Source organism: Halomonas kalidii (assembly GCF_030010475.1).
In the GTDB taxonomy this organism is placed as follows: Bacteria; Pseudomonadota; Gammaproteobacteria; order Pseudomonadales; family Halomonadaceae; genus Halomonas; species Halomonas heilongjiangensis.
In genome coordinates this window covers 1-24,528 of the sequence record NZ_JASCQN010000055.1, presented here as the reverse complement: position 1 = coordinate 24,528, position 24,528 = coordinate 1, and the positions used below count along the sequence as shown (strand labels likewise).

The 24,528-nt window shown below is 66.9% G+C and carries 22 protein-coding genes; 16 read left to right on the top strand and 6 right to left on the bottom strand.

The window, feature by feature from the left end:
• Nucleotides 1-127: 127 nt before the first annotated feature.
• The 3 genes from QLQ85_RS22510 to QLQ85_RS22500 all read left to right on the top strand — a co-directional run bounded on the left by QLQ85_RS22510 (nt 128) and on the right by QLQ85_RS22500 (nt 2,719).
• On the top strand, nt 128-973 hold the full coding sequence (locus tag QLQ85_RS22510) for a MurR/RpiR family transcriptional regulator (RefSeq protein ID WP_282741042.1): 846 nt from the start codon (nt 128-130) through the stop codon (nt 971-973).
• 210 nt (nt 974-1,183) lie between these two features.
• On the top strand, nt 1,184-2,017 hold the full coding sequence (locus tag QLQ85_RS22505; RefSeq protein ID WP_282741041.1) for a bifunctional allantoicase/(S)-ureidoglycine aminohydrolase: 834 nt from the start codon (nt 1,184-1,186) through the stop codon (nt 2,015-2,017).
• A 213-nt stretch (nt 2,018-2,230) separates the two neighbouring features.
• Nucleotides 2,231-2,719, top strand: coding sequence for an ureidoglycolate lyase (locus QLQ85_RS22500; protein ID WP_282741040.1), 489 nt, complete (start codon nt 2,231-2,233; stop codon nt 2,717-2,719).
• 60 nt (nt 2,720-2,779) lie between these two features.
• Here the strand turns inward: QLQ85_RS22500 and QLQ85_RS22495 are convergent, their stop codons facing one another.
• The 6 genes from QLQ85_RS22495 to QLQ85_RS22470 form a co-directional block, all read right to left on the bottom strand.
• Complete coding sequence (locus QLQ85_RS22495; RefSeq protein WP_282741039.1) at nt 2,780-3,493, bottom strand: GntR family transcriptional regulator; 714 nt, start codon at nt 3,491-3,493, stop codon at nt 2,780-2,782.
• Between the two features lie 171 nt (nt 3,494-3,664).
• Nucleotides 3,665-4,429, bottom strand: coding sequence for an aspartate/glutamate racemase family protein (locus tag QLQ85_RS22490; RefSeq protein WP_282741038.1), 765 nt, complete (start codon nt 4,427-4,429; stop codon nt 3,665-3,667).
• A gap of 97 nt (nt 4,430-4,526) precedes the next feature.
• Nucleotides 4,527-5,810 carry a TRAP transporter large permease gene (locus QLQ85_RS22485; protein WP_282741037.1) on the bottom strand — a complete coding sequence of 428 codons (1,284 nt, stop codon included), beginning with the start codon at nt 5,808-5,810 and terminating at the stop codon, nt 4,527-4,529.
• Entirely contained in the window at nt 5,807-6,361 is a 555-nt protein-coding gene (locus tag QLQ85_RS22480) for a TRAP transporter small permease (RefSeq protein ID WP_282741036.1), read from the bottom strand. The genes QLQ85_RS22485 and QLQ85_RS22480 overlap by 4 nt, the downstream gene beginning before the upstream one ends.
• Nucleotides 6,358-7,356 (bottom strand): TRAP transporter substrate-binding protein, encoded by a 999-nt coding sequence (locus QLQ85_RS22475; protein ID WP_282741035.1) that lies wholly within the window; start codon nt 7,354-7,356, stop codon nt 6,358-6,360. The genes QLQ85_RS22480 and QLQ85_RS22475 overlap by 4 nt, the downstream gene beginning before the upstream one ends.
• Before the next feature lie 181 nt (nt 7,357-7,537).
• Nucleotides 7,538-8,215 carry a GntR family transcriptional regulator gene (locus QLQ85_RS22470; RefSeq protein ID WP_282720947.1) on the bottom strand — a complete coding sequence of 226 codons (678 nt, stop codon included), beginning with the start codon at nt 8,213-8,215 and terminating at the stop codon, nt 7,538-7,540.
• 286 nt (nt 8,216-8,501) lie between these two features.
• Between QLQ85_RS22470 and QLQ85_RS22465 the strand changes: the two genes are divergently transcribed.
• The 13 genes from QLQ85_RS22465 to pyk all read left to right on the top strand — a co-directional run.
• Entirely contained in the window at nt 8,502-9,713 is a 1,212-nt protein-coding gene (locus QLQ85_RS22465) for a pyridoxal-phosphate-dependent aminotransferase family protein (protein ID WP_282741034.1), read from the top strand.
• Between the two features lie 101 nt (nt 9,714-9,814).
• Nucleotides 9,815-10,852, top strand: a complete 1,038-nt coding sequence (locus QLQ85_RS22460) for a TRAP transporter substrate-binding protein (RefSeq protein WP_282741033.1) — start codon at nt 9,815-9,817, stop codon at nt 10,850-10,852.
• A 65-nt stretch (nt 10,853-10,917) separates the two neighbouring features.
• Nucleotides 10,918-11,553 carry a TRAP transporter small permease subunit gene (locus QLQ85_RS22455; RefSeq protein ID WP_282741032.1) on the top strand — a complete coding sequence of 212 codons (636 nt, stop codon included), beginning with the start codon at nt 10,918-10,920 and terminating at the stop codon, nt 11,551-11,553.
• Complete coding sequence (locus QLQ85_RS22450) at nt 11,550-12,842, top strand: TRAP transporter large permease (protein WP_282741031.1); 1,293 nt, start codon at nt 11,550-11,552, stop codon at nt 12,840-12,842. The genes QLQ85_RS22455 and QLQ85_RS22450 overlap by 4 nt, the downstream gene beginning before the upstream one ends.
• A gap of 50 nt (nt 12,843-12,892) precedes the next feature.
• The gene (locus tag QLQ85_RS22445; protein ID WP_282741030.1) at nt 12,893-14,311 is read left to right on the top strand and encodes an amidase; all 1,419 of its coding nucleotides are present in this window, start codon (nt 12,893-12,895) and stop codon (nt 14,309-14,311) included.
• 41 nt (nt 14,312-14,352) lie between these two features.
• On the top strand, nt 14,353-15,126 hold the full coding sequence (locus QLQ85_RS22440; protein WP_282741029.1) for a 2-keto-4-pentenoate hydratase: 774 nt from the start codon (nt 14,353-14,355) through the stop codon (nt 15,124-15,126).
• 86 nt (nt 15,127-15,212) lie between these two features.
• Nucleotides 15,213-15,995 (top strand): maleate cis-trans isomerase family protein, encoded by a 783-nt coding sequence (locus QLQ85_RS22435; RefSeq protein WP_282741028.1) that lies wholly within the window; start codon nt 15,213-15,215, stop codon nt 15,993-15,995.
• Complete coding sequence (gene hydA / locus QLQ85_RS22430; protein WP_282741027.1) at nt 15,992-17,422, top strand: dihydropyrimidinase; 1,431 nt, start codon at nt 15,992-15,994, stop codon at nt 17,420-17,422. The genes QLQ85_RS22435 and hydA overlap by 4 nt, the downstream gene beginning before the upstream one ends.
• A gap of 366 nt (nt 17,423-17,788) precedes the next feature.
• On the top strand, nt 17,789-19,564 hold the full coding sequence (gene gcl / locus QLQ85_RS22425; protein ID WP_282741026.1) for a glyoxylate carboligase: 1,776 nt from the start codon (nt 17,789-17,791) through the stop codon (nt 19,562-19,564).
• Between the two features lie 179 nt (nt 19,565-19,743).
• The gene (gene hyi, locus QLQ85_RS22420; RefSeq protein WP_282741025.1) at nt 19,744-20,520 is read left to right on the top strand and encodes a hydroxypyruvate isomerase; all 777 of its coding nucleotides are present in this window, start codon (nt 19,744-19,746) and stop codon (nt 20,518-20,520) included.
• A gap of 39 nt (nt 20,521-20,559) precedes the next feature.
• Complete coding sequence (locus tag QLQ85_RS22415) at nt 20,560-21,444, top strand: 2-hydroxy-3-oxopropionate reductase (RefSeq protein WP_282741024.1); 885 nt, start codon at nt 20,560-20,562, stop codon at nt 21,442-21,444.
• Between the two features lie 296 nt (nt 21,445-21,740).
• Nucleotides 21,741-23,096 (top strand): glycerate kinase type-2 family protein, encoded by a 1,356-nt coding sequence (locus QLQ85_RS22410; protein ID WP_282741023.1) that lies wholly within the window; start codon nt 21,741-21,743, stop codon nt 23,094-23,096.
• A partial coding sequence (pyk, locus tag QLQ85_RS22405) for a pyruvate kinase (RefSeq protein ID WP_282741022.1) occupies nt 23,093-24,528 on the top strand: 1,436 nt, incomplete at its 3' end. The genes QLQ85_RS22410 and pyk, both read left to right, overlap by 4 nt.

The following is a 24,528-nucleotide window of genomic DNA, read 5'->3' as shown; positions in this document are numbered from 1 at the left end:
GCCGATGGGGATTCCGGCAAGGGCGGTCGGCGACTGGCCTGGTGATACGAGTGGCGCTTGACGGGGCGATCTTTCCCCGGCGCCCGGAACAGTGGGAGAGTTTTTCTTGCGGACGCAACAGACCGGCATGAGGCCGCACATCGGCCAGCGCATCTCGACGCAGTATCCCGACCTGACCGCCCAGGAGCAGCGGGTGGCGGCCTTCATCCTCGACCACTTCGATGACCTGGCGGTCTACAGTGCCGCCGACCTCTCCCGCTTGACGGGCGTCTCCAAGTCCACGGTCAGCCGCCTGTTCAAGCGTCTCGGGTTCGAGAGTTTCCAGGCCGTGAAGCGCCATGCGCGCGAGTTGCGCAGCCAGGGCGTGCCGCTGGTCACCGACCCCGAGGCCGTGGCGGGCAACGGGGAGCGTTTCAAGCGCCACCACGAGCGTGAGCGGCAGAACCTGCGCAGCGCCCTGGAGGGCATCGAGCCGCAGACCTTCGAGGCCGTCGTGGCGAGGTTGGACAGCGCGCGCCGGGTGGTGCTCGTCGGCTTTCGCAACAGCTACCCGCTGGCTATCCACTTTCGACAGCAGCTGATCCAGGCGCGCGACGGGGTCAGCCTCGCCCCCGAGCCCAACCAGTCGCTGGCCGAGGAACTGGTGGGGCTGGGCGAAGACGACCTGGTCGTGCTGTTCGGCTTTCGTCGCCGCCCGAGCGGGTTCGATGCCCTGGTGCAGGAGCTGGCGTCGATGCCGTGCCGTGTGCTGCTGATCGCCGACGCCACGGCCGGTGGCTACGCCGAGCAGGTGGACTGGTGGATGGAATGCCCGATCGACAGCGTCTCCGCCTTCGACAGCTATGCCAGTGCCATGAGCCTGATCAGCCTGCTGGCCAACGGGGTACTGCACCACCGGCTCGCCCAGGGGCGCGCCCGCATCGATGCGGTGAGCGAGCTCTACGACCGGCTCGACGAACTGTCGTCGCCCTGAGAGGCTGGCCCCGCTGCTGGTGGTTCCTGCTCCGGACCACGTCACTGCCCCGGATAAGCGTCGAGGATTCATGGCTGGACTCGATTCTGGCTTACGCATGAAACGAAAGTTTCTAGACACCGTACTCTTGAGACGTTAGTTTCACAAGTAGGATCACTACGGTTTTTTTGGCCTGTCGTAAGGTCAGAGGTGCATATGAAGGAGGGCATCATGACGACAAGAAACTACTACGCTCCCACCGGGGGGCATCCGCCCCAGACCCAGCTGCTCTCGGACCGGGCGGTATTCACCGAGGCCTACGCCGTCATTCCCAAGGGGGTATTCGGCGACATCGTCACCAGCAACCTGCCGTTCTGGGACGCTACCCGGCTATGGGTACTGGCACGCCCGCTCTCCGGCTTCGCCGAGACCTTCTCCCAGTACATCATGGAGGTCTCCCCGGGGGGCGGCAGCGACCGACCCGAGCTCGACCCCGCCGCCGAGGGGGTGCTGTTCGTGGTGGAGGGCGAGCTGACCCTGACCCTTGCCGGCGAACGCTATCGCATGACCCCGGGCGGTTACGCCTTCATCCCGCCGGGCAGCGACTGGCGGGTGCGCAACGAGGCGGACTCAGCGGTGCGCTTCCACTGGGTGCGCAAGGCCTACGAAGCCGTGGACGGCATCGAGGTGCCGGAGGCCTTCGTGGTCAACGAGAACGATCTCGAACCCAACCCGATGCCCGGTACCGAAGGTCGTTGGGCCACCACCCGTTTCGTCGATCCCGAGGACGTGCGCCACGACATGCACGTCAACATCGTCACCTTCCAGCCCGGCGCGGTGATCCCCTTCGACGAGACCCACGTCATGGAGCACGGCCTCTACGTGCTCGAGGGCAAGGCGGTCTACCACCTCAACCAGGACTGGGTCGAGGTCGAGGCCGGCGACTTCATGTGGCTACGCGCCTTCTGCCCCCAGGCCTGCTACGCCGGCGGGCCGGGGCCGTTCCGCTATCTGCTCTACAAGGACGTCAATCGCCATGCGGCATTGCGCTTGGGTGCTCGTTGAAACGGAGCTGACCCGTTGCAGTAGCATCGCCACTCGAGGCTGATCCGGCGACAGGGTTTCGAGGGGGCGCTGTGAACCCCTCCCTGGGCGCTACCTACGCCATCCCTGGCGTAGGACCCCCTCTCCACCCTGTCCCCGGCGCCTCTCGCTAGCGGCGCCGCCATGGATACCAGACAGCCCGGGCGAATACTGAATCTGCTGTAGGAGACAGTCATGCTGGAACTGAAAGCCGCACCGCTGACGCCTGAGGCCTTCGCGCCGTTCGGCGACGTCATCGACACGCGCACTGCCGATTACTTTCACATCAACGCCGGGCGCACCCGGCGCTATCACGATCTGGCCAGGGTGGAGACGCTGGGCGGGGAGGCGCGGGCGCTGCTCAGCATCTTCGTCAGCCAGCCCGTCGAGCTGCCGCTGGAACTCGATTTCCTCGAGCGGCACCCCCTGGGTAGCCAGGCCTTTATGCCGCTGCACGAAGAGCGCTTCGTGATCGTGGTGGCACCGCCGGGAGATAGCATCGACCCGGCGGAGGTGCGCGCCTTCGTCACCGACGGCCGCCAGGGCGTCAACTACCGGGCCGGCACCTGGCATGCCATCCAGTCGGTGCTGGAGCGCGAAGGCGAGTTCCTGGTGGTCGATCGCGGCGGTGAGGGCAACAATTGCGACGAGTATCCGCTGGCGGTGCGGGTGAGCCTGGCGTGAGTGGAGGGTGCTGACGTCGACGACGGGCCCTCCGGATGTAGGCCCCGTCGTTTTCCAGCATCAGGGGTAGGGGCGATTGAGGGTCGCGATGGCATCGCCGGTGTGCTGGACATGGTCGGCCAGCAGGCGCCTGGCGCGTTCGCCGTCCCGAGCCTTGAGTGCCTCGAGGATCTCGCGGTGCTCCTCGGTGGACTCCTGCCACCGGCCCAGGCGGTCGAGGGCCAGGTAGCGGGCCCGCTCCAGGCGGCCCAGCAGGCTGCGATGGGTCTCCTCCAGCACGGGATTCTTGGCGCCGGCGACGATCAGTCCGTGGATGCGCTGATTGAGCTCGAAATAGGCGTTACGGTCGCCCTTGGCCAGCAGGCGCTCGAGGCGTTCCTGCAGGGCCTCCAGACGCTTGAGTTCGGTGTTGGTCATACGACTTGCCGCCAGGCCGGCGGCCAGACTCTCGATGCCCGCCTCGACTTCGAAGAGATGCTCGAGTTCGCTGGCATCGATACGGGTGACGACGGCGTTGCGATTGCGACGCATGGTCACCAGCCCCTCGGTGGCCAGCATGCGCAAGGCCTCGCGAAGCGGCGTGCGGGATATGCCCAACTGCTCGCACAGCACCGGCTCGACGATGCGCTCGCCAGGGGCCAGTTCACCATGGACGATCATCCGCTGGAGCACCCGGTAGGCCTCCTGGGCCAGCGAGGTGGTCTGGATGCGGTGTCGGTTCGGTGTCGGTGCGGTGGTGTCGGATGCGAGCAAGGCATTGCTGTCCGTCGTCATGCGCGTGGCCTCCATCGGTCAGCCGGAGAGACGCCCCGTGGACCTGTATCCATTCAGTATACGGCGCGCCGCTGCGGGGTGGAAAGTCTGCCGGCCGAAGGCCCGGCGGCCGAGCCTGACCACGGCTCCGAGGGGAAACACAGGGCCCGCCGCAGGTGGCGGGCCGGGGGCTCAGGCATTCTGGGACACCAGAGGCTGACGACCAACCAGGCGTGTCAACGCCTCACTCAGCCCGTGACAACCCTTGGTGGGGGGCGCGGCGAAGCTGCCGGCGGTGGGGGGCGTGGTCGCCAGGTTGACCATCGCCTGGGCCTGGTGCAGAGCGCAGGTGACGCCATCCAGGGCCGGCACCGGCAGGCGTTCGGCGACACTTCGGGCCAGCCCGGCCAGGGGCGCGCCGGCGAGAATCAGCACGTCGGCGCCATCGTCGGCTACCGCCCGCTCGGCCAGGGCCACCAGGCGCTCGCCCTGATCCTCCTGGACCCGGCCGATGTGCGCCAGGGGCTCGTCCAGGGCACGGATGCTGGCCAGGCGGTCGGCGAAGCCGTAGCCGGCAATGGTCTCCCGATACCAGGCCTGGATGCGCTGGGAGATGGCGATCACCGAGAAGCGGCTGCCCTGCTGGCAGGCGCTGACCAGGGCCGCCTCGGTCATGCCCACCACCGGGATCGGCAGGATCTCGCGCAGGGCGGTCAGCCCCGGGTCGCCGAAGGCCGCCACCACCACGGCGTCATGCCCGGCGTAGCGCTCGGCGGCCACCTGCATGGCGGCATAGCCGCCGATCTGGGCCTCGGCGCGGGTCTCGATATAGGCCACGCCGAAGGGCGCGGTGGCCATGCTCAGCTCGGTGCCGGGGCGGGTGCTGCGCCGCGCCTCGCGCTCGATCAGGGCGGTGACGTCGGTGGAGATATTGGGGTTGATGACCAGCAGTTTCATGGCGTGCTCGCTTGTTATTTCCCGCCATGGGCGGACCCACGGCGAGGGAAGAAAGAGCCTCCGGCACCCGTCCGAGTGGGGCCGGGGGAAGAGGCAATCAGTAGCCCAGGGCCCGGGGCAGCCAGGTGACGATGCCGGGGAAGGCGATGCAGGCGATCAGTACCGCGTACTGGAAGGCGATGAACGGCCAGGCGCTCTTCATCAGCTCGTTGAGGCTGATCTTGGAGATGCCGCACATCACGAACAGCAGCACCCCCACCGGCGGCGTCATCATCCCCACCACCAGGTTCATCACGAACAGGAAGCCGAACAGCAGCGGGTCGATGCCGTAGGCCAGGGCGATGGGCGCCAGCAGCGGCACCAGCATGATGTAGGCGGCATTCGACTCGATGAACATGCCGACCCCGATCAGCAGCGCCATCACCAGCAACAGGAACACCAGCGGGTCCTGGGTGAAGTCCTGCAGCCACTGGGTCAGTTGCATGGGGATCAGGTCGATGGTGAAGGCGAAGGTCATGGTGGAGGCGAAGGCGATCAGGGCGCCGACCATGGCGGCGGTCACGGCGGCATTGAACATCGCCTTGGGCAGGTCGGCCAGGCGCAGCTTGCGGGTCACGAAGAAGCCGATCAGCAGCGCATAGACCACGGCGATGGCGGCCCCCTCGGTGGGGGTAAAGGCGCCGGCGACGATGCCGCCCACCACCACGATGGGCATCAGGAGGATCGGCAGGGCGCGCCAGGTCTGCACCAGCACATGCCTGAGGCCGATCACCCCCTCGGCGCCCAGCGGGTAGCGGCGGCGCATGGCGATGAAGCTGGCCAGCCCCATGAAGCCCAGGGCGAGGATGATGCCGGGGATCACCCCCGCCATGAACAGCCCACCCACCGAGACGCTGGATCCCGCCATCAGGGCGTAGACGATCATGGCGTTGCTGGGCGGGATGATCGCGCCCAGGTTGGCGGCGGAGGCCACCACGGCGCTGCTGTAGCCGGTGCCGTACTGCTGGCGCATGGAGGGCACCAGGGAGCTGCCCAGGGCGCTGGCGCTGGCCACGGCCGCGCCACTCACCGCCGCCAGCACCATGCCGGCGACGATCGCCACATGGGCCAGGCCGCCATGCACGCGACCGATCAGCGAGTTGGCGAAGTCCACCAGGCGCTGCAGGATGCCGGCGGCGACCATCAGTTCGCCGGCCAGCATGAATAGCGGGATGGCCATCAGCGGGAAGCTGTTGACCGAGTGCATCATGCGCTGGGGCAGCACCGAGAAGTCCATGCCGCCGACATGGAGGCCGACCAGGGAGGCCAGGCCCAGGGCGAAGGCCAGGGGCATGCGCAGCAGGGCGAAGCCCAGGAAGGTAAAGATGATGGCCGGAGTCATGAGGGGGTTCCTCCACGGCGGTCGGGCGCGCTGGGCAGTGGCTCCAGGCCGAGGGCCTGGGCGATCAGGTGCAGGCAGCTATGGCCGGCACAGGCCAGCACGGCGATATAGAAGACGGCGGCGGTGATCGGCAGGGTGGGCATCAGCTCCTGCCACTTGTCGGCCACCGCGCCCAGGCTGATCCAGAACAGCGCGGCCATCATGGCGGCGCCGATCCAGGCCATCAGCCGCGCCAGGCCCCGCTGCAGCGCCGCGGGGAAGTGGGTCACCAGGGCGTCGATGCCCACATGGATGCCCACCTTGATGCCGTGGGGAATGGCCAGGAAGATCGCCCAGACGAAGAACAGCCGGGAGAGCTCGTCGGCGGAGTCGATGGAGGTGCCCATCACGTAGCGGGCGAACACCTGGGCCGAGACCAGGGTGGTCATCACGCCCATGGCCACCAGGATGGCGTAATAGGAAGTCCGGTCGAGCAGCGCCAGGCCATGCAGGAAGTGGCGCTTGCCCGGGCTGGAGGCGTGCGCCTCCAGCCGGTGCCAGGCGGGTGTCATGACGCCAGCTCCTCGAGCACCCGATCGACGATCTCGGCGCCGATCTTGTCGCGCAGGTCATCCACCACGTCCTGGCTGGCCTCGCGCAGGGCGGCGCGGGTCTCGTCGCTGATGGGGGTGAACTGCATGCCGCGCTCGATCAGTTCCTGGCGGGCGGCCTCGTCCTCCTCGGCGGCAGTCTGCCGCTGCCAGGCCACCGCCTCGGCCATGGCCTCGCGCACCGCCTGCTGCTCGTCATCGCTCAGGCGATTGAAGGCATCGCGGTTGGCCGCCACCACGATGAAGTCGTAGAAGTGGCCGCTATCGGAGAGGTGGGCCTGCACCTCGTCGAGGCGCTTGGTGCTGATGATGCTGTAGGGGTTCTCCTGGCCGTCCAGCACCCCCTGCTGCAGGGCGCCGTAGACCTCGTTGATGTCCATGGAGACCGGATTGGCGCCGATGGCGCGGAAGGTGTCCAGGTGGGTCTGGTTGGGCTGCAGGCGGATCTTGAGGTCCTGGAAGTCGTCGAGGGTCTCGAGGGGGCGTTCGTTGTTGGTCGCGTGGCGAAAGCCCAGCTCCATGTAGCCCAGGGCGGTGAAACCACGTTCGGCCAGCTTCTCGTCGAGCAGCTCGCCCACCTCGCCATCGATCAGCGCGAAGGCATCCTCGCGGCTATCGAAGGCGAAGGGCAGGCTCAGGGCCTCCAGCTCGGGGACGGTGCGCGACAGGTAGGAGATGCCGATCCAGGTGCCGGCGATGGCGCCGGAGGCAACCTGGTCGACGTTCTCGCCGGCGCCGCCCAGTTGCATGTTGGGGAACAGCTGGGCGGTCAGGTCGCCGTCGGTGCGCTCGGCCAGGGCGTCGCGGAAGATCTCCATGGCGCGGCTGCTGGAGTGGTCATCGGTGAAGTTGCCGCCGAAGCGCAGGGTCTCGGCACCGGCCAGCAGCGGTGTGCCGAGGCCCAGGGCCAGCAGCAGGGCGGCGGAGCGATGGGCAAGACGATTTGTTGTTGTCATGGGAGGTCCTTGGCTGGTTGGGAAGCTCACCACCCGTGTCGGGCGGCCTGGATTCACCATAGGACAGCTCTCTTTGAAATACAAAATACAGAATACTGTTTTTTTATTATTCTATTTATATCAATGACTTATATTTTGCCATAATGACGTTTGCGGAAGTGAGAGCTTCCTGGGAGCGAGGCTAGGCACCGTCCAGCCCCTCCAGCACAGCGGCGCCGGTGTGGCGCATATGCTCCGCCATGGCAGTGGCGAGGGCCTCGGTATCGCGAGCCTCCAGGGCCGCCAGGATCGTCTCGTGCTCGCGCATGGATTCGTCCCAGCGGCCCAACTGCAGGTTGGCGGCATAGCGGGCACGGGTGATCTTCAGGTTCAGCTGTTCTTGCTGCTCGAGCAGCACCCGGTTGCCGGCGATCTCGGTGAGGCGGCGGTGGATGCGCTGATTGAGCCGGAAGTACTCGCGACGCTCCTGGCGCCGGTAGTACGCCACCATGCGTTCATGCAGAGTGCGAATCTCATCGATCTCGGCGTCGCTGGCGCGGCTGGCCAGTAGCCGGCCGGACAAGCCCTCCAGCGCCGCCATCACTTCGAAGAGGTCATGAACCTCGCGAGGCTCCACCTCGGTGACTCGAGCCCCACGATTGGGCAACAGCTCGATGATCCCCTCGTTGGCCAGCACCTTGAGTGCCTCCCGCAATGGCGTGCGGGAAACCTCGAAGGCCTCGCAGAGCTGCTTCTCGGAGATGCGGCTGCCCGGGGACAGTTCTCCCTCCAACACCATGGTACGCAGCCGCTCGGCCACCACTTCGTAGAGCGAGAGGCGACGCAGCGGGGCGCGGTCGTCGGTCGGGGTGTCGAACATGCGGGTCTCCTCCTGGGGCGGTCCGGGAAAGTCTACTTGCAAAATCTCCAGATTGTGCAACGCTTGACATCGTGTATTTTGAATTCAATATTCAGAATACGATAAAAACAAGGATCGCGCTGATGAGAATTCGCTTCTTCCCGATCGACTTCTACGCCCCATGACCCGGTCATGGCCCCCTGGCGGTCGGTATTCCCCGCCGTGAGAGGACTCGTCGTCGCCCGGCAATCCTGACCGTGTGGCAGGCGAATCACCGAACAGCACACAACAAACAAGGAGCTAGAGAATGTCATATCGGAGTGGTCGTCATTTCCTGCAGATTCCCGGTCCGACCAACGTGCCCGATGCCGTGCTGAGGGCGATGGATCTTCCCACCATCGATCATCGTGGCCCGACCTTCGCCGAGCTGGGGGAGCGAGTGCTCGACAAGGTGCGTGCCGTATTCAAGACCGAGCAGCCGGTCATCATCTATCCCGCTTCCGGCACCGGCGCCTGGGAGGCAGCGCTGGTCAACACCCTCTCGCCCGGCGACAGGGTACTGATGAGCGAGACGGGTCACTTCGCGGCCCTCTGGTACCAGCTGGCCAAGCGTCTGGGGCTGGACCCCGAGCTCTTGCCCGGCGACTGGCGGCATGGTGCCGATCCCGAGGCCATCGCACGGTGCCTTGCCGAGGATGAGGAACACCGCATCAAGGCGGTCTGTGTGGTGCACAACGAGACCTCCACGGGCGTCACCAGCCGTATTGCCGAGGTGCGTGAGGCGATCGATCGGATCTCCCATCCGGCCTTGCTGATGGTCGACACGATCTCCTCGCTGGGTTCCATCGACTACCGTCATGACGAATGGGGCGTCGATGTGACGATTGCCGGCTCTCAAAAGGGGCTGATGCTACCGCCGGGTCTCAGCTTCAATGCGATCAGTCAGAAGGCGCTGGTGGCTGCCCGGGAGGCGAGGTTGCCGAAAGCCTACTGGTGCTGGGACGACATGCTGGGGCCCAACGCCAACGGTTTCTTTCCCTATACCCCTGCGACCAATCTGCTGTATGGCCTGGACAAGGCCCTCGACCTGCTGCTGGAGGAAGGACTCGAGAACGTCTTTGCCCGGCATGATCGACACGCCGAGGCGACCCGCCGGGCCGTGCGTGCCTGGGGCCTGGAACTGCTGTGTGCCGATGAGCGGGAGTTCAGCAGCAGCCTGACCGCGGTGCTGGTGCCCGAGGGGGAAAATGCCGACAAATTGCGCCAGGTGATCCTGGACAAGTTCGACATGTCACTGGGTGCCGGGCTCAGCAAGCTCCAGGGCCGCGTATTCCGCATCGGCCACCTGGGCGACTTCAATGATCTCTCCCTGATGGGGACCCTCGCGGGTGTCGAAATGGGCCTGGCGTGTGCCGGTATCCCCCATCGCCAGGGGGGGGTGCAGGCGGCGATGGCGTATCTGGCCGAGGAGGCCGAAGGCGATCAGGCAAAGGCTCGAGAACAACGGCGGATCGCATGAGTCGGTTTGCGCAGCGAGGCAACGATGACGGCTGCGCAGAGTGGCAAGGCTTGAAGGCAATTGGCCCGATGGCTTGAGTATAAAAACAAGGAGTCAATGTCATGAAAAAGACGCTAATGACAGCGTTGCTGGGTACCTGTGTCGCTACTACCTCGGTGATGGCAGAGGAGATCGTATCACTCCGGGTCATTGGCCAGCCCCTGGCCACCGGCTTGATCCAGAAGAATATCGAGCAGCCGTTCTTCGAGACCCTGCAGGAGACCACCGGCCTTCCCATCGAGGTCAACTACAAGCCGTTGGATACCACCGGCATCAAGGACGTGGAGGAGCTGCGGGTACTGAAGTCCGGGATGTTCGACCTGGTGTCGCTGCGCATGTCCCAGGTCTCGCGCGATGAGCCGACGATCCTGGGGCTCGATCTGGTGGGGCTGAATCCCGACTATGATGCCGGGCGTGAGGTGGCCGAGCGCTTCAGTGGGGTGGTGGATGTGCGTCTCCAGGAGCGCTTCAACACCAAGCTGCTGGGGGTCTGGCCCTTCGGTCCGCAGGTGCTGTTCTGCGACCACCCGATCGGCAGCCTGGAAGACGTGCAGGGCCTGAAGGTGCGGGTCTATGACCAGAACCTGGCCCAGTTCGTCGAGTCGGTCGGCGGGACGCCGGTGCCCCTGGGCTTCGGCGATGTGCACCAGAGCTTGGCATTGGGCACGGTGGACTGTGCGATCACCGGCCCCAGCTCCGCGAACTCCGCCGGTTGGCCGGAAGTCACCACCCATGTCCTGCCGCTGGGCTTCCAGATGGCGCTCAACGGTTATGGCATCAATCTCGATACCTGGAACGAGTTCACGTCCGAGCAGCAGGCCACGCTGCAGGCGGCCTTCGACGAGCTGGTCGATGAGATCTGGGCCTATTCGGAAGAACTCTACGAGGATGCGCTGCGCTGCAATGTCGGCGAGGCCTGCGAGACCGGGACCCAATTCGACCTGGTCGAGGTGCCGGTCAGCGACAAGGATCTGGCGCTGCTGCACAACGGCATGCGAGACATCTCCTATCCCACCTGGGCCGAAGTCTGCAACAAGACCAATCCGCAGTGTTCCGAGGACTGGTTGAACGCGCTCGGTGAAGCGGTCGGCATGGAATAAGCCCCTCCGGCGGCTGCCGGCCTCCGGCGGCCGCACCGACTTCCCAACCTTGATGAGGTGTCTCCATGAAACGAGTCGAGACACTTGCGAGCATGCTGTTCGGGGGCGTTTTCCTGCTGCTCTCCGCGTTGGTCTCCCTCGAGACGCTGCTGCGCAAGTTCTTCAACATGTCCCTGCAGGGGGCGGACGAACTGGGCGGTTATGCCCTGGCCGTGGGCGGCACCCTGGCCTTCTCGCTGGCATTGTTCGGCCGCACCCACATTCGCATCGACCTCTTCCATGAAATGTTTCCCCAGCAGATGCAGACACTGTTGAACTGGCTGTCGTCGGTGCTGATGGCGATCTTCGCGGTCGGACTCTGCTGGACGACCTACAAGGTAATCGGCGAGACGCTGGATTATGGCAGTACGGCGGCCACCCCCTGGGCGACGCCGCTGATCTATCCACAGGGGGTCTGGTTCGCCAGCCTCTGTATCTTCGCCCTGGTCGCCACCGGCTTCGCGCTGCGGGCCACCTACCTGCTGGTGACGCGACGTCACGCTGTCCTGAACGACGAGTTCCATCCCCGCGGCATCACCGAGGAAGTGAAGGAGGAAGTCGAAGACTTCGAGCATCGCTCCCATGCCGATGACAGTGGCTCGGAGGTCGACCCGTCCGTCGAATCGGCACCCGGCATGACCAGGAAGAGGAGCGAGACATGAGCATATCGGTCGTATTCCTGGCGTTCATTGCCATGCTGGGGCTGCTGCTGCTGGGGCTGCCGATTGCCGTGACCATGGCCATCATGGGCGTCATCGGCGGCCTGGCGGTCTTCGGCTGGCCCTTCATGGAGTCCACGGGGGCCGTCATCTGGAGCGTGCAAAACGAGAACATCCTGACTGCCATCCCGTTGTTCATCATGCTCGGCGAGCTGATGCTGCGCAGCGGCATCGCCGATCGCATGTACGTGGCCATGGCGGCCTGGCTCGGGCGGCTGCCCGGCGGGCTGGTGCATACCAACATCGGCTGTTCGGCGCTGTTCGCGGCCACCTCGGGCTCCTCGGTCGCCACCGCAGCGACCATCGGTACCGTGGCCCTGCCGTCGCTGAGCGAGCGCAACTATTCCATGAAGCAGGCACTGGGGAGCCTGGCCGCCGGCGGGACCCTGGGGATCCTGATTCCGCCCAGCGTCAACATGCTGATCTATGGGTCCCTGACCAACAACTCCATCGGCAAGCTGTTCATCGCCGGCCTGCTGCCGGGCATCCTGCTCAGTCTGATCTTCATGGGCTATATCGCCGTGACCAACCTGGGGCCGTCGGGCAAGCGCGAGGAGGTCGTCTCCCTGGGGGAGAAGATCCGCCTCTCGGTGTACCTGGTGCCGCCGCTGGTGATCTTCGGCATCGTCATGGGCAGCATCTATCTCGGTCTGGCGACGGCGACGGAGTCGGCGGCCCTGGGCGTGATGGCGGCGCTGTACTTCGCCTGGCGCTCCGGCCGGATGAGCCTGGAGTTCATGAAGAACACCTTCGTCCATACCGCCAGGATCACCGGGATGATTCTGCTGATCATCACGGCGGCCTTCGTGCTCAACCTGACCATCAGCCTGACCGGGGTGGTCGACGAGCTGACGGCCTGGGTCGCTTCCTTCGGCTTCTCCACCACTGTCTTGCTGCTGGTGTTGGTGCTGTTCTATCTCTGTCTCGGCATGTTCATGGATGTCCTGTCGATGCAGGTCGTCACCATTCCCATCACCTACCCGATCGTCACCGCCCTGGGCGTCGACCCGATCTGGTTCGGGGTGTTCATCGTGCTGATGTGCGAGTTGGGCATGATCACGCCGCCGGTGGGCATGAACCTCTTCGTGGTGCAGAGCGTGAGAAAGGACAAGGGCTCGATCCAGGATGTGATGTGGGGCGTACTGCCTTACATGCTGATGATGCTGGCCTTCACGATGCTGCTGATGGCGTTCCCGGCCATCGCCCTGTGGCTGCCGGGGATGATGTCATGACTCCCGGCGAATCGCATGCCACCAAGACAACCCCTGGTATGGAGCGCCCCATGGCGTATGAAGCCGAGCCTCTGGCTCAACCCGATGCGCTCTGTGCGCTGACGGCAACGCAATTGAGTGCCGCCTTCGCCCGAGGCGACACCGACCCGGTGGCGGTGCTGCGGGCGGTGAAGCGTCGCATCGAGGCGCTCAACCCGGACCTCAACGCCATCGTGACGCCCAATCCACAGGCCGACGAGGATGCTGCGGCCAGTGCCCGGCGCTGGGCGGCAGGGGCGCCGCTGAGTCCGCTGGATGGGGTGCCGCTGACGGTCAAGGACAACCTCCTGGTGCGGGAGCTGCCGGCCAGTTGGGGATCCCGGCTGTTCCGGGACTTCGTGCCGGCCCACGACGAGCTGCCGGTCGCGCGCCTGCGGGCGGCGGGGCTGGTGATCCTCGGCAAGACCAATGTGCCGGAGTTCACCCTCGAGGGCTATACCGATAATCCGCTGTTCGGCGTGACCCGCAATCCCTGGAATCGGGAGCTCACCCCCGGTGGTTCCAGCGGTGGCGCCGTGGCGGCGGTGGCGGCGGGGTTCGGGCCGCTGGCCATCGGCACCGATGGCGGGGGGTCGATCCGGCGACCGGCATCGCATACCGGGCTGGTGGGGCTGAAGCCCTCGATAGGGGCGGTGGCGCGTCTCGATGGCCTGCCGCAGGTGCTGCTCGATTTCGAGGTGGTCGGGCCGATTACACGCAGCGTGGCGGATGCCCGCCTGCTGTTCGACCTGATGGCGGGGGAAGACCCACGGGACCGTCGCTCGCTGAGTGCGGCGGCGGCGATGCGGCAGGCCGAGAAGAGCGCCGAGGGGCTGCGCATTCTGTATGTGTCGGATGTCGGTGGCAATGCCCTCGACCCCGAGATCGCCGAGAGCGTCGCCGAAGCGGCCCGGGCGCTGAGCGAGCTGGGCCACCACGTCAGTGAAGGGGCCTTGCCGTTCGGACTGGATTTCGTGAATGCGTTCTGGCCGGTGCTCGGGCAGGTGGCGATGGCGTCGTTGTTCGAGCGCTACCCCGAGGCCAGGGAGCTGGTCTCCAAGCGCTTCGTCGCCATGGCCGAGGCCGGGGCGGCCGTAGGCGCCCCGGCTTATCTGCGCGCGCTGGAAGACATTGCCGCCTTCCGGCGCGAGGTCACCGAGGCCTACGGCGATATTGACATCATCATGACGCCCTCGGCGGCGGCGCTGCCCTGGCCGGCCGCGATACCCTATCCCACACGGATCGACGGGCGGGAGGTCGGGCCTCGCGGGCATGCGGTCTATACCGGCTGGGTCAATGCCTGTGGCCATCCGGCCATCAATCTCCCCTCGGCTCTCTCGCGGGAGGGCCTGCCGATCGGCTTCCAACTGGTGGGACGCTTCGGGGCCGACACCCAGTTGCTCGAGCTGGCGGCACAGTACGAGGCGCACCGCCCCTGGGCAGGACGCTGACCGGCCTGAGGCCATTCCCTTTTCTCACATGGTAGGTACCTATGTCATTGATCGAGTCCCATATCGCGTCTGCTTCGGCCCTGCTGGTCGAAGCCCATCGCAGCCGGCGACGGGTCGAGCGCTTGCCGGCCGAGCTGGCGCCCAGCTGCGTGGAAGACGCCTATGCGATTCAGGATCGGGTCGTCGCGGCACTGTCCCGAAGCGAAGTTACGGCCTGGAAAGTCGGCGCCCCGGATGCGCATACCACGCCGATCGCGGCCCCGATCCTGGCCCAGGACGTGATGGCCTCGCCGGCGATCGTGCCGGCCGATCGGCTGCATATGCGCGGTGTCGAAGTCGAGCTGTGCTATCGCTTTCAGGCCGACCTGCCCCTCAGGGCGTCTCCCTACACCGCCGAGGAGGTGGCGGAGGCGATCGGCGACGTCCTCGTGGCGATCGAGGTGGTGGATACCCGCCTGCAGGAGTGGGAGACCTGTGGCGAGCTCTGGAAACTGGCCGACAACCAGATCAATGCGGGTCTGGTGCTGGGTACGGGTACCCGGGCCTGGCGGGACCTGGCCCCGACACGGCTGGCCGGCCAGCTGTTCGTGAATGGTGGGCTGCAGGCCGAAGGCGTGGGCAGTCATGCGCTGGGCGACCCCTTCCAGCTGATGCCCTGGTGGGTCAACCATCTGGTGGCGCGGGGCAGGGGAGTGCGCCGCGGGGATGTCGTCACCACCGGTACCTGGACCGGCATGGCGTTCGTCGAACCGGGGAGCGAGGTCGTCGCCCGCTTTCCCGGTCTCGGCGAGGCCAGGGTGACCTTTCCGCTGTGACCTCATACCCGAACGGTGCTGCCAATCTCGCGATAGGTGTTTTGAACACAACACATTTCATTCGATAAGAACAAAGGATCACGCCCATGGAACGTACCCTGATCGGGATGCTGACGCCCTCCTCCAACACCGTGCTGGAGCCCTATACCGCGGCCCTGCTGCACGGACTCTTCCCCCGGGTCACGGCCCATTTCCAGCGCTTCACCGTCAAGGAGATCTCGCTGAGTGACGATGCCCTGGCCCAGTTCGATCCGACTCCTCTGCTGGAGGCCGCCACCCTGCTCAACGACGCGCGGATGGACGTGATCGCCTGGAACGGTACCTCGGCGAGCTGGCTAGGTTTCGAGGTCGACCGCCAACTGTGTGACGCCATCACCGTGGCGACCGGGGTGCCGGCCACCACCAGCGTGCTGGCTCTCAACGAGGTACTCGAGCGTACCGGCGTCACCCGGCTCGGCCTGGTGACGCCCTACCTGGACGATATCCAGGCGGCCATCGTCGCCAACTATGCGGCCGAGGGCATCGAGGTGGTCGCCGAGCGCCACCTCAATGATCGCGGCAACTTCTCCTTCTCCGAGTACGACGAGGTCACCCTGGCCAGGATGGTGCGCGAGGTCGCCAGGGCGAAGCCCCAGGCGATCACCATCCTCTGCACCAACCTGCGCGGCGCGGGCATCGTGCCCGAGCTGGAGCGCGAGCTGGGTATTCCCATCTACGACTCGGTCAGCGTGGCGGCCTGGAAGACGCTCGCCCTGGCCGGCATCGATCCCGCTCTCGTCGAGGGATGGGGGCAACTGTTCCAGGATCCCCGCCTGGCTGCCCAATGCCATGGGCTGACCACCCACGCCACTGCAAGGACATTCCCATGACCCCTTTCGATACCCTGATCAAGAATGGCCTGATCATCACCGCCGTCGACCGCTATCACGCCGACATCGGCATCAAGGACGGGCGCATCGTCGCCCTGGGCCAGGGCCTGGAGGGCGCCGATGAGGTGATCGATGCCGACGGCCTGTGGGTGATGCCCGGCGGCATCGACGCCCACTGTCACCTGGACCAGCCGCTGGGCGACGGCGCGGTGATGGCCGACGGCTTCCACACCGGCACCCGCTCGGCGGCCTGCGGCGGGACGACCACGGTGATCCCCTTCGCCGCCCAGCAGAAGGGGCAGAGCCTGCGAGCGGCGGTGGAGGACTACCACCGGCGCAGCGAGGGACAGGCCGTCGTCGACTATGCCTTCCACATGATCGTCACCGACCCCACCGAGACGGTGCTCAAGGAGGAGTTGCCGGCGCTGATCGAGGAGGGCTACAGCTCCTTCAAGATCTACCTCACCTACGACGACCTCAAGCTCAATGACCGGGAGGTCCTCGAGGTGCTGGCCATGGCCCGCCGCGAGGGGGGCATGGTCATGGTGCATGCCGAGAACGCCGACTGCATCGCCTATCTCACCGAACTGCTCGAGGCCCAGGGCAAGACCGCGCCTTTCTACCATGGCGAGGCGCATTCGGCGATCGCCGAGCGGGAGGCCACCCACCGCGCCATCTCACTGGCCGAGCTGATCGACGTGCCGCTGTTGATCGTGCACGTCTCCGGCCCGGAGGCCATCGAACAGATCCGCTGGGCCCAGAACCGCGGCCTGCGCGTCTACGGCGAGACCTGCCCCCAGTACCTGGTGCTCACCGCCGCCGACCTCGATCAGGAGGGCTTCGCGGGTGCCAAGTGCGTGTGCAGCCCGCCGCCCCGGGACGAGCGTGCCCAGGCGGCGGTGTGGCAGGCGCTCGAGAGCGGCGTCTTCCAGGTCTTCTCCTCCGACCATGCGCCCTTCCGCTACGACGATCCCCAGGGCAAGAAGCTGCACGGCGAGGAGGCCGGCTTCCACCATATCCCCAACGGCATCCCGGGGCTGGAAACGCGCCTGCCGATCCTGTTCTCCGAGGGGGTGGTGAAGGAGCGCATCGATGCCACTCGCTTCGTGGCCCTGACCGCCACCAATCCGGCCAAGATCTATGGCCTCTATCCCCGCAAGGGCACCATCGCCATCGGCAGCGATGCCGACCTGACGCTCTGGGACAGTGCGGCGCGCATGACGGTGCGCAACGCGGCCCTGCACCATGCCGTGGACTACACCCCCTACGAAGGGCTCGAGCTTACCGGCCGGCCGGTGCTCGCCCTGTGCCGCGGCCGGGTGGTGTCCCGCGACGGCGAGCCCACCGCCGCGCCGGGGCACGGGCGCTTCCTGAAGTGCGACAAGCCCCAGCCGGCCCGACCCCGTGGCGCGGCCAAGGGGTTCTGAGCCGTGACCCGAGAACAGCGCATTGCGGCCGGCACAGCGGCTGGTGTAGATGATCAATGTACGGATCCGCGCCAGTGATGAGGGCTTCACCGGCATCGGGGAGGTGGAGCTGGACCTGAACTGACCCATCGCGCAGGACACAGGGATGGCTGACGCCTCTCGAGTTGACCAATCGGTCAAGAATTTCGCAGGCTAACTAACCCAGGCAATTGATATTGCTTGGGTTTTTTTGTGCCAAAGAAATTTTATGAAAATATTTTCCAGTAAACATTGACGCCTCATCCGAGCGGTCCTAGTCTCGTATACAGAAATATTTTCCAAGAACAACTCTCCACAAGAACAAGGCCACTTACAGGAGGAATCCCCATGGCTCGCATGACCGCCGCAGAGGCCGCCGTTCACGTGCTCAGAAAGGAGGGCGTCGATGTCGCCTTCGGAGTGCCCGGCGCCGCCATCAACCCCTTCTATGCCGCCATGCGCAAGATCGGTGGCATCGACCACGTCCTGGCCCGCCACGTCGAGGGAGCCTCGCACATGGCCGAGGGGTATACCCGTACCGAGGCCGGCAATATCGGGGTGTGCATCGGCACCTCCGGTCCCGCCGGCACCGACATGATCACCGGCCTCTACTCGGCCAGTGCCGACTCCATCCCCATCCTCTGCATCACCGGTCAGGCGCCCCGCGCCAAGCTGCACAAGGAGGACTTCCAGGCGGTGGACATCCAGGCCATCGCCGGCCCGGTCACCAAGTGGGCCGTCACCGTGCTGGAGGCGGCCCAGGTGCCGCGCGCCTTCCAGCAGGCCTTCCACCTCATGCGCTCCTCACGCCCGGGCCCGGTGCTGATCGACCTGCCCATCGACGTGCAGATGAGCGAGATCGAGTTCGACCCCGACACCTACGAACCGCTGCCGGCCTACAAGCCCGCCGCGACCCGGGCCCAGGCCGAGAAGGCCATCGCCATGCTCAACGAGGCCGACAAGCCGCTGCTGGTGGCCGGGGGCGGCATCATCAACGCCGATGCCAGCGACCTGCTCACCGAGTTCGCCGAGCTCACCGGCGTGCCGGTCATCCCGACCCTGATGGGCTGGGGCACCATCCCCGACGACCATCCGCTGATGGCGGGCATGGTGGGCCTGCAGACCTCGCATCGCTACGGCAACGCGACCATGCTCGAGTCCGACTTCGTGATGGGCATCGGCAACCGCTGGGCCAACCGTCACACCGGGACGCTGGAGACCTATACCGAGGGCCGCAAGTTCGTCCACGTGGATATCGAGCCGACCCAGATCGGTCGCATCTTCGGCCCGGACTACGGCATCGTTTCCGACGCCAAGGCGGCCCTCGAGCTGTTCGTCGAGGTCGCCAGGGAATGGAAGGCCGAGGGCAAGCTCAAGGATCGCAGCCAGTGGGCCGAGGAGTGCCAGGAGCGCAAGCGCACCCTGCTGCGCAAGACCCACTTCGACGACGTGCCGGTCAAGCCGCAGCGCGTCTACGAGGAGATGAACAAGGCGTTCGGCAAGAACACCCGCTACGTCAGCACCATCGGCCTGTCGCAGATCGCCGGCGCCCAGTTCCTGCACGTCTACAAGCCGCGCCACTGGATCAACTGCGGCCAGGCGGGCCCGCTGGGCTGGACCATTCCGGCGGCGCTCGGCGTGCGCCGCGCCGACCCGGACGCCGAGATCGTGGCGCTGTCCGGCGACTATGATTTCCAGTTCATGGTCGAGGAACTGGCCGTGGGGGCGCAGTTCAACCTGCCCTACATCCACGTGCTGGTGAACAACTCCTACCTGGGGCTGATTCGCCAGGCCCAGCGCGGCTTCGACATGGACTACCAGGTGCAGCTGTCGTTCGAGAACATCAACTGCCCGGAAATCAACGGCTATGGCGTGGACCACGTCTCCGTGGTCGAGGGCCTGGGCTGCAAGGCGATCCGCGTCACCGAGCCCGACCAGATCGGCCCGGCCTTCGCGGAGGCCCACAAGCTGATGGCCGAGCACCGGGTGCCGGTGGTGGTCGAGGTCATCCTCGAGCGGGTGACCAATATCTCCATGGGCACCGACCTGGGCGGCGTCAACGAGTTCGAGGCCCTGGCCGAGAACGTCGCCGATGCGCCGACCTCCATCGCCGCCCTGACCTGATATGCCGGCAGGACGCAACGAGGGGCACCGGGGACAGGCCAAAGAGGAGGTCCTACGCCATGGATGGCGTCGGTAGCGCCCAGGGACGGGTTCACAGCGCCTCCGGAAGGCCGGCCCCGCTCGAAGGCCTGTCGCCGGATCGGCCCCGAGTAATAACGTACGACCCAAAGGAGAACGATATGCCCAAGTTTGCCGCCAACCTCAGCATGCTGTTCACCGAGGTGGACTTCCTCGACCGTTTCGAGGCCGCCGCCAAGGCCGGCTTCCAGGGCGTGGAGTACCTCTTCCCCTACGACCATGCCCCGGCCGAGCTCAAGGCCCGGCTCGACGCCCACAGCCTGACCCAGGTGCTGCACAACCTGCCGGCCGGCGACTGGGGCGCCGGCGAGCGCGGCATCGCCTGCCACCCGGACCGCGTCGAGGAGTTCCGCGCCGGCGTCGACAAGGCGATCGAGTACGCCACCGCCCTGGGCTGCAAGCAGGTCAACTGCCTGGCCGGCATCCAGCCTCAGGGCGTCGGCATCGACCAGGCGCGCCAGACCCTGGTGGAGAACCTGCGCTTCGCCGCCGACAAGCTCGAGGCCGCCGGTATCCTGCTGCTTGCCGAGCCGATCAATACCCGCGATATCCCGGGGTTCTTCCTGAATCGCACCGAGCAGGCGCTGGCGATCTTCGATGAGGTGGGCAGCCAGAACCTCAAGCTGCAGTACGACATCTACCATATGCAGATCATGGAGGGCGACCTGGCGCCGACCATCGAGAAGCACCTGGATCGCATCGCCCATGTGCAACTCGCCGACAATCCCGGCCGCCACGAACCCGGCACCGGCGAGATCAATTACCCCTTCCTGTTCGCCCATCTCGATCGGCTGGGCTATCAGGGATGGATCGGTTGCGAATACAAGCCGAAGACCACCACCCGCGAGGGGCTGGGCTGGCTGGATAGCGTTCGCTGATACCACGGTACGACGACAAGACAGAGAAGGAGAGAGATCATGAGCAAGATCGGTTTCATCGGCCTGGGCATCATGGGCCGCCCCATGGCGGGGCATCTGCTCGACGCCGGCCACCAGCTCACCACCGTCAAGCGTGGCAAGCTCGACGAGACCCTGGCGTCAAAGGGCATCGAGGAGCTTGACGATCCCCGGGCGGTCGCCGAGGCCTCCGACGTGATCATCACCATCGTTCCGGACACCCCCGACGTCGAGCAGGTGCTGTTCGGCGAGGGCGGGGTGGTCGAGGGACTCAAGCCCGGCACCCTGGTCATCGACATGAGCTCCATCGCCCCGATTGCCACCCAGGCGTTCGCCGAGCGCATCACCGATGCCGGCGGCGAATACGTCGACGCCCCGGTCTCCGGCGGCGAGGGCGGCGCGATCAACGCCGCCCTGACCATCATGGTCGGCGCTACCGAGGAGGGCTTCGAGCGCGCCAGGCCGCTGCTCGAGATCATGGGCAAGACCATCACCCACATCGGTGGTCATGGCGCCGGCCAGACCTGCAAGGTCGCCAACCAGATCGTGGTCGCCCTGACCATCGAGGCGGTGGCCGAGGGCCTGCTGTTCGCCTCGAAGGCCGGCGCCGACGTGGCCAAGGTGCGCGAGTCGCTGCTCGGTGGCCTGGCGCAGTCGAAGATTCTCGACGTCCACGGCGAGCGCATGATCCAGCGTACCTTCGACCCGGGCTTCAAGATCCGCCTGCACCAGAAGGATCTCAACCTGGCGCTGGAAGGGGCGCGCAGCCTCAACCTGGCGCTGCCCGGCACCGCCAACGCCCAGCAGCTGTTCCAGGCCTGCGCGGCCCACGGCGGCGCCGACTGGGATCACGCCGGCATCCTGCGGGCGCTGGAGGCGCTGGCCGACCACGAGGTCGGCTCCTGAACGGGGGGCCGCCCTGAGCCATCCTTGAGGGCGCGTGGAACCCCCGCGGCACGGCGGGTGGTTTCACGGCCGAAGAGGTTTTTCGCCGGCCTTCGTGCTTGGTCGGCGAAAAACGGGGAGGTGACTGCTCCCTGGGGGCAGGCGTCGGGTCGTCGTCTGCCCCGGCCACCGCGAGGTGGCCTTGCCCGGCGGCGGGTTTTCCTTCTGGAACCCCGCCCGCCGCCGGGTCCTTTTGTCTCCCTCTGCTTTCTACCCCTTTCCTTCCTGTTGCTGCCGGAGACGGCGAGGAGTACCCGATGTCCGCGAACTCTCCCAACCGGGCCCTGGCGCCAGCGTCTGGCGAACCCGGGGCCTTCACGCCAGGGCCCCGCGGCGACGCACTGGCCCCGCGCGCCTGGCTCAGGCAACTGGCCGAGACGGCCATCGCCGCCGTTCACCCCGATGCCCTGTCGCCCGAGGCCCTGCCCGAGCCGCCACCGGGACGCACCGTCGTGGTGGGGGCCGGCAAGGCCGCGGCGGCCATGGCCGCCGCCCTCGAGCGAGCCTGGCGGGCCCGGCAGCCCGACGCCCCCCTGGAGGGGGTGGTGGTCACACGATACGGCCACGGCGCCCCATGCCGGCACATCGAGGTGCTGGAAGCCGCGCACCCCATGCCCGACGAACTCGGCACCCAGGCCGCCAGGCGCATGCTCGAGGCCGTGTCCGGGCTCGGCGAGGACGACCTCGTCATCGCGCTGATCTCCGGCGGAGGATCGGCGCTGATGAGCCTGCCGGCGCCGGGCATCAGCCTGGCCGAGAAGCAGGCGATCAACCGCGAGTTGCTGCGCTGCGGGGCGCCGATCCGCGAGATCAACACCGTGCGTCGCCACCTCTCGGCGATCAAGGGGGGGCGTCTGGCCGCGGCGGCCCATCCGGCGCGGGTGCTGACCTGGCTGATCTCGGATGTCCCCGGTGACGACCCGACCCTGGTGGCCTCCGGGCCGACCCTGCCGGACGCCTCGACCGCGGCGGATGCCCTGGCGATTCTCGCGCGCCATGCCATCGCCCTGCCGGACGCCATACGCCGTCACCTGCTCGGCGACGACGGTGCCGCGGCGCTGCATGCCCCGGGATTTGCCCGGGATGCCTCGCGGGTGCTGGCCCGGGCCCGCGATGCCCTGCAGGCCGCCCGGGTGGCCGCCGAGCGCTGCGGCATCGAGGTGCGGCTGCTGGGTGACGACCTGGAGGGTGAGGCCCGCGAGCTCGGCCGCGCCCAGGGGCGGATGGCGCTGGCGGCCCGGGACGAGATCGCCCGGCCGCTGCTGCTGCTCTCCGGCGGCGAGACCAGCGTCACGGTGCGGGGCGACGGCCGCGGCGGGCGCAACGTCGAGTATCTGCTGGGGCTCTTCGCGACCCTGCAGGGCGCCGAGGGGATCCACGCACTGGCCATCGACACCGACGGCATCGATGGCTCCGAGGACAACGCCGGGGCGCTCTTCGATCCTGGCGACTGGCACCGTGCCAGGGCAGCGGGGCTTGACCCGGTTGCTTATCTGTCACGCAATGACGCGTATACTTTCTTCGAGGCCCTCGACGATCTGATCGTCACCGGGCCGACCCGCACCAACGTCAACGATTTCCGTGCCATTCTGGTCTTGCCGAGGACACCATGACGCTTCCCCCCCACGCCCCGATCCACGACCCCATCCGCCGCACCAAGATCGTCGCCACCCTGGGCCCGGCCAGCGACCGCGACGGCGTGCTGGAGGCGATGATCGCCGCCGGCGTCGACGTGGTGCGCCTCAACTTCTCCCACGGCAGTGCCGACGACCACCGCCGCCGCCTCACCGCGGTGCGCGAGATCGCCGCGCGCCTGGGCCGCAGCGTCGCCGCACTCGGCGACCTGCAGGGGCCCAAGATCCGCATCGCCCGCTTCCGCGACGGCGCCGTGGACCTCGAGGAGGGCCAACCCTTCGTCCTCGACATGGCCCTCGACGCCAACGCCGGCGACGCCACCCGGGTCGGCTGCGACTACAAGACCCTGGCCGACGACGTGGTCCCCGGCGACCGCCTGCTGCTCGACGACGGCCGCCTGGTGCTCGACGTCAACCGCGTCGCCGACCACCTGATCCACACCTCGGTGGTGGTCGGCGGCCGGCTCTCCAACAACAAGGGCATCAACAAGCAGGGCGGCGGGCTCTCGGCCCCGGCGCTCACCGACAAGGACCGCGCCGACCTGGAGACCGCCATCGACATCGGCGTCGACTACCTGGCGGTGTCCTTCCCGCGCAGCGCCGCCGACATGCGCGAGGCCCGGGCGTTACTGGGCGAGGCGGGCAAGGAGATCGGCCTGGTCGCCAAGCTCGAGCGCGCCGAGGCCGTCGCCGACGAGGCGACCCTCGACGGCATCATCGAGGCCAGCGAGGCGGTGATGGTGGCCCGCGGCGACCTCGGCGTGGAGATCGGCGACGCCCAGCTGATCGGCATCCAGAAGCGCATCATCAAGCGCGCCCGGGCGCTCAACCGCGCGGTGATCACCGCCACCCAGATGATGGAATCGATGATCGAGTCGCCGCTGCCGACCCGCGCCGAGGTGTTCGACGTGGCCAACGCCGTGCTCGACGGCACCGACGCGGTGATGCTCTCGGCCGAGACCGCCGCCGGCGACTTCCCGGTGGAGACCATCGAGGCCATGGACCGGGTGTGCCTGGGCGCCGAGCGCGAGCGGATCGCCCAGGAGTCGGGGCACCGCATCCACGAGGGCTTCACCCAGATCGACGAGACCATCGCCCTGTCGGCGATGTACGCCGCCAACCACCTCGCCGGGGTGGCCGCCATCGCCTGCATGACCGCCTCCGGCTACACGCCGCTGATCGCCTCGCGGATCCGCTCGGGGCTGCCGATCGTCGGCCTCGGCCACAGCCCCATCGCCCAGCGGCGCATGGCGCTCTATCGCGGCGTGGTCTCGCTGCCCTTCGACACCAGCGAGATGAGCGCCACCGAGGTCAACGAGCGGGCGCTGGCGCTGCTGGTGGAGAAAGGCATTGCCGAGCCCGGCGATCATGTCATCCTGACCCGGGGCGATCACATGAACGCCCATGGCGG

Bases quoted from the DNA above. Each gene is read 5' to 3' on its own strand.
- QLQ85_RS22510 (WP_282741042.1), top strand. From the start codon at position 128: ATGAGGCCGCACATCGGCCAGCGCATCTCGACGCAGTATCCCGACCTG.
- QLQ85_RS22505 (WP_282741041.1), top strand. From the start codon at position 1,184: ATGACGACAAGAAACTACTACGCTCCCACCGGGGGGCATCCGCCCCAG.
- QLQ85_RS22500 (WP_282741040.1), top strand. From the start codon at position 2,231: ATGCTGGAACTGAAAGCCGCACCGCTGACGCCTGAGGCCTTCGCGCCG.
- QLQ85_RS22495 (WP_282741039.1), bottom strand. From the start codon at position 3,493: ATGACGACGGACAGCAATGCCTTGCTCGCATCCGACACCACCGCACCG.
- QLQ85_RS22490 (WP_282741038.1), bottom strand. From the start codon at position 4,429: ATGAAACTGCTGGTCATCAACCCCAATATCTCCACCGACGTCACCGCC.
- QLQ85_RS22485 (WP_282741037.1), bottom strand. From the start codon at position 5,810: ATGACTCCGGCCATCATCTTTACCTTCCTGGGCTTCGCCCTGCTGCGC.
- QLQ85_RS22480 (WP_282741036.1), bottom strand. From the start codon at position 6,361: ATGACACCCGCCTGGCACCGGCTGGAGGCGCACGCCTCCAGCCCGGGC.
- QLQ85_RS22475 (WP_282741035.1), bottom strand. From the start codon at position 7,356: ATGACAACAACAAATCGTCTTGCCCATCGCTCCGCCGCCCTGCTGCTG.
- QLQ85_RS22470 (WP_282720947.1), bottom strand. From the start codon at position 8,215: ATGTTCGACACCCCGACCGACGACCGCGCCCCGCTGCGTCGCCTCTCG.
- QLQ85_RS22465 (WP_282741034.1), top strand. From the start codon at position 8,502: ATGTCATATCGGAGTGGTCGTCATTTCCTGCAGATTCCCGGTCCGACC.
- QLQ85_RS22460 (WP_282741033.1), top strand. From the start codon at position 9,815: ATGAAAAAGACGCTAATGACAGCGTTGCTGGGTACCTGTGTCGCTACT.
- QLQ85_RS22455 (WP_282741032.1), top strand. From the start codon at position 10,918: ATGAAACGAGTCGAGACACTTGCGAGCATGCTGTTCGGGGGCGTTTTC.
- QLQ85_RS22450 (WP_282741031.1), top strand. From the start codon at position 11,550: ATGAGCATATCGGTCGTATTCCTGGCGTTCATTGCCATGCTGGGGCTG.
- QLQ85_RS22445 (WP_282741030.1), top strand. From the start codon at position 12,893: ATGGCGTATGAAGCCGAGCCTCTGGCTCAACCCGATGCGCTCTGTGCG.
- QLQ85_RS22440 (WP_282741029.1), top strand. From the start codon at position 14,353: ATGTCATTGATCGAGTCCCATATCGCGTCTGCTTCGGCCCTGCTGGTC.
- QLQ85_RS22435 (WP_282741028.1), top strand. From the start codon at position 15,213: ATGGAACGTACCCTGATCGGGATGCTGACGCCCTCCTCCAACACCGTG.
- hydA (WP_282741027.1), top strand. From the start codon at position 15,992: ATGACCCCTTTCGATACCCTGATCAAGAATGGCCTGATCATCACCGCC.
- gcl (WP_282741026.1), top strand. From the start codon at position 17,789: ATGGCTCGCATGACCGCCGCAGAGGCCGCCGTTCACGTGCTCAGAAAG.
- hyi (WP_282741025.1), top strand. From the start codon at position 19,744: ATGCCCAAGTTTGCCGCCAACCTCAGCATGCTGTTCACCGAGGTGGAC.
- QLQ85_RS22415 (WP_282741024.1), top strand. From the start codon at position 20,560: ATGAGCAAGATCGGTTTCATCGGCCTGGGCATCATGGGCCGCCCCATG.
- QLQ85_RS22410 (WP_282741023.1), top strand. From the start codon at position 21,741: ATGTCCGCGAACTCTCCCAACCGGGCCCTGGCGCCAGCGTCTGGCGAA.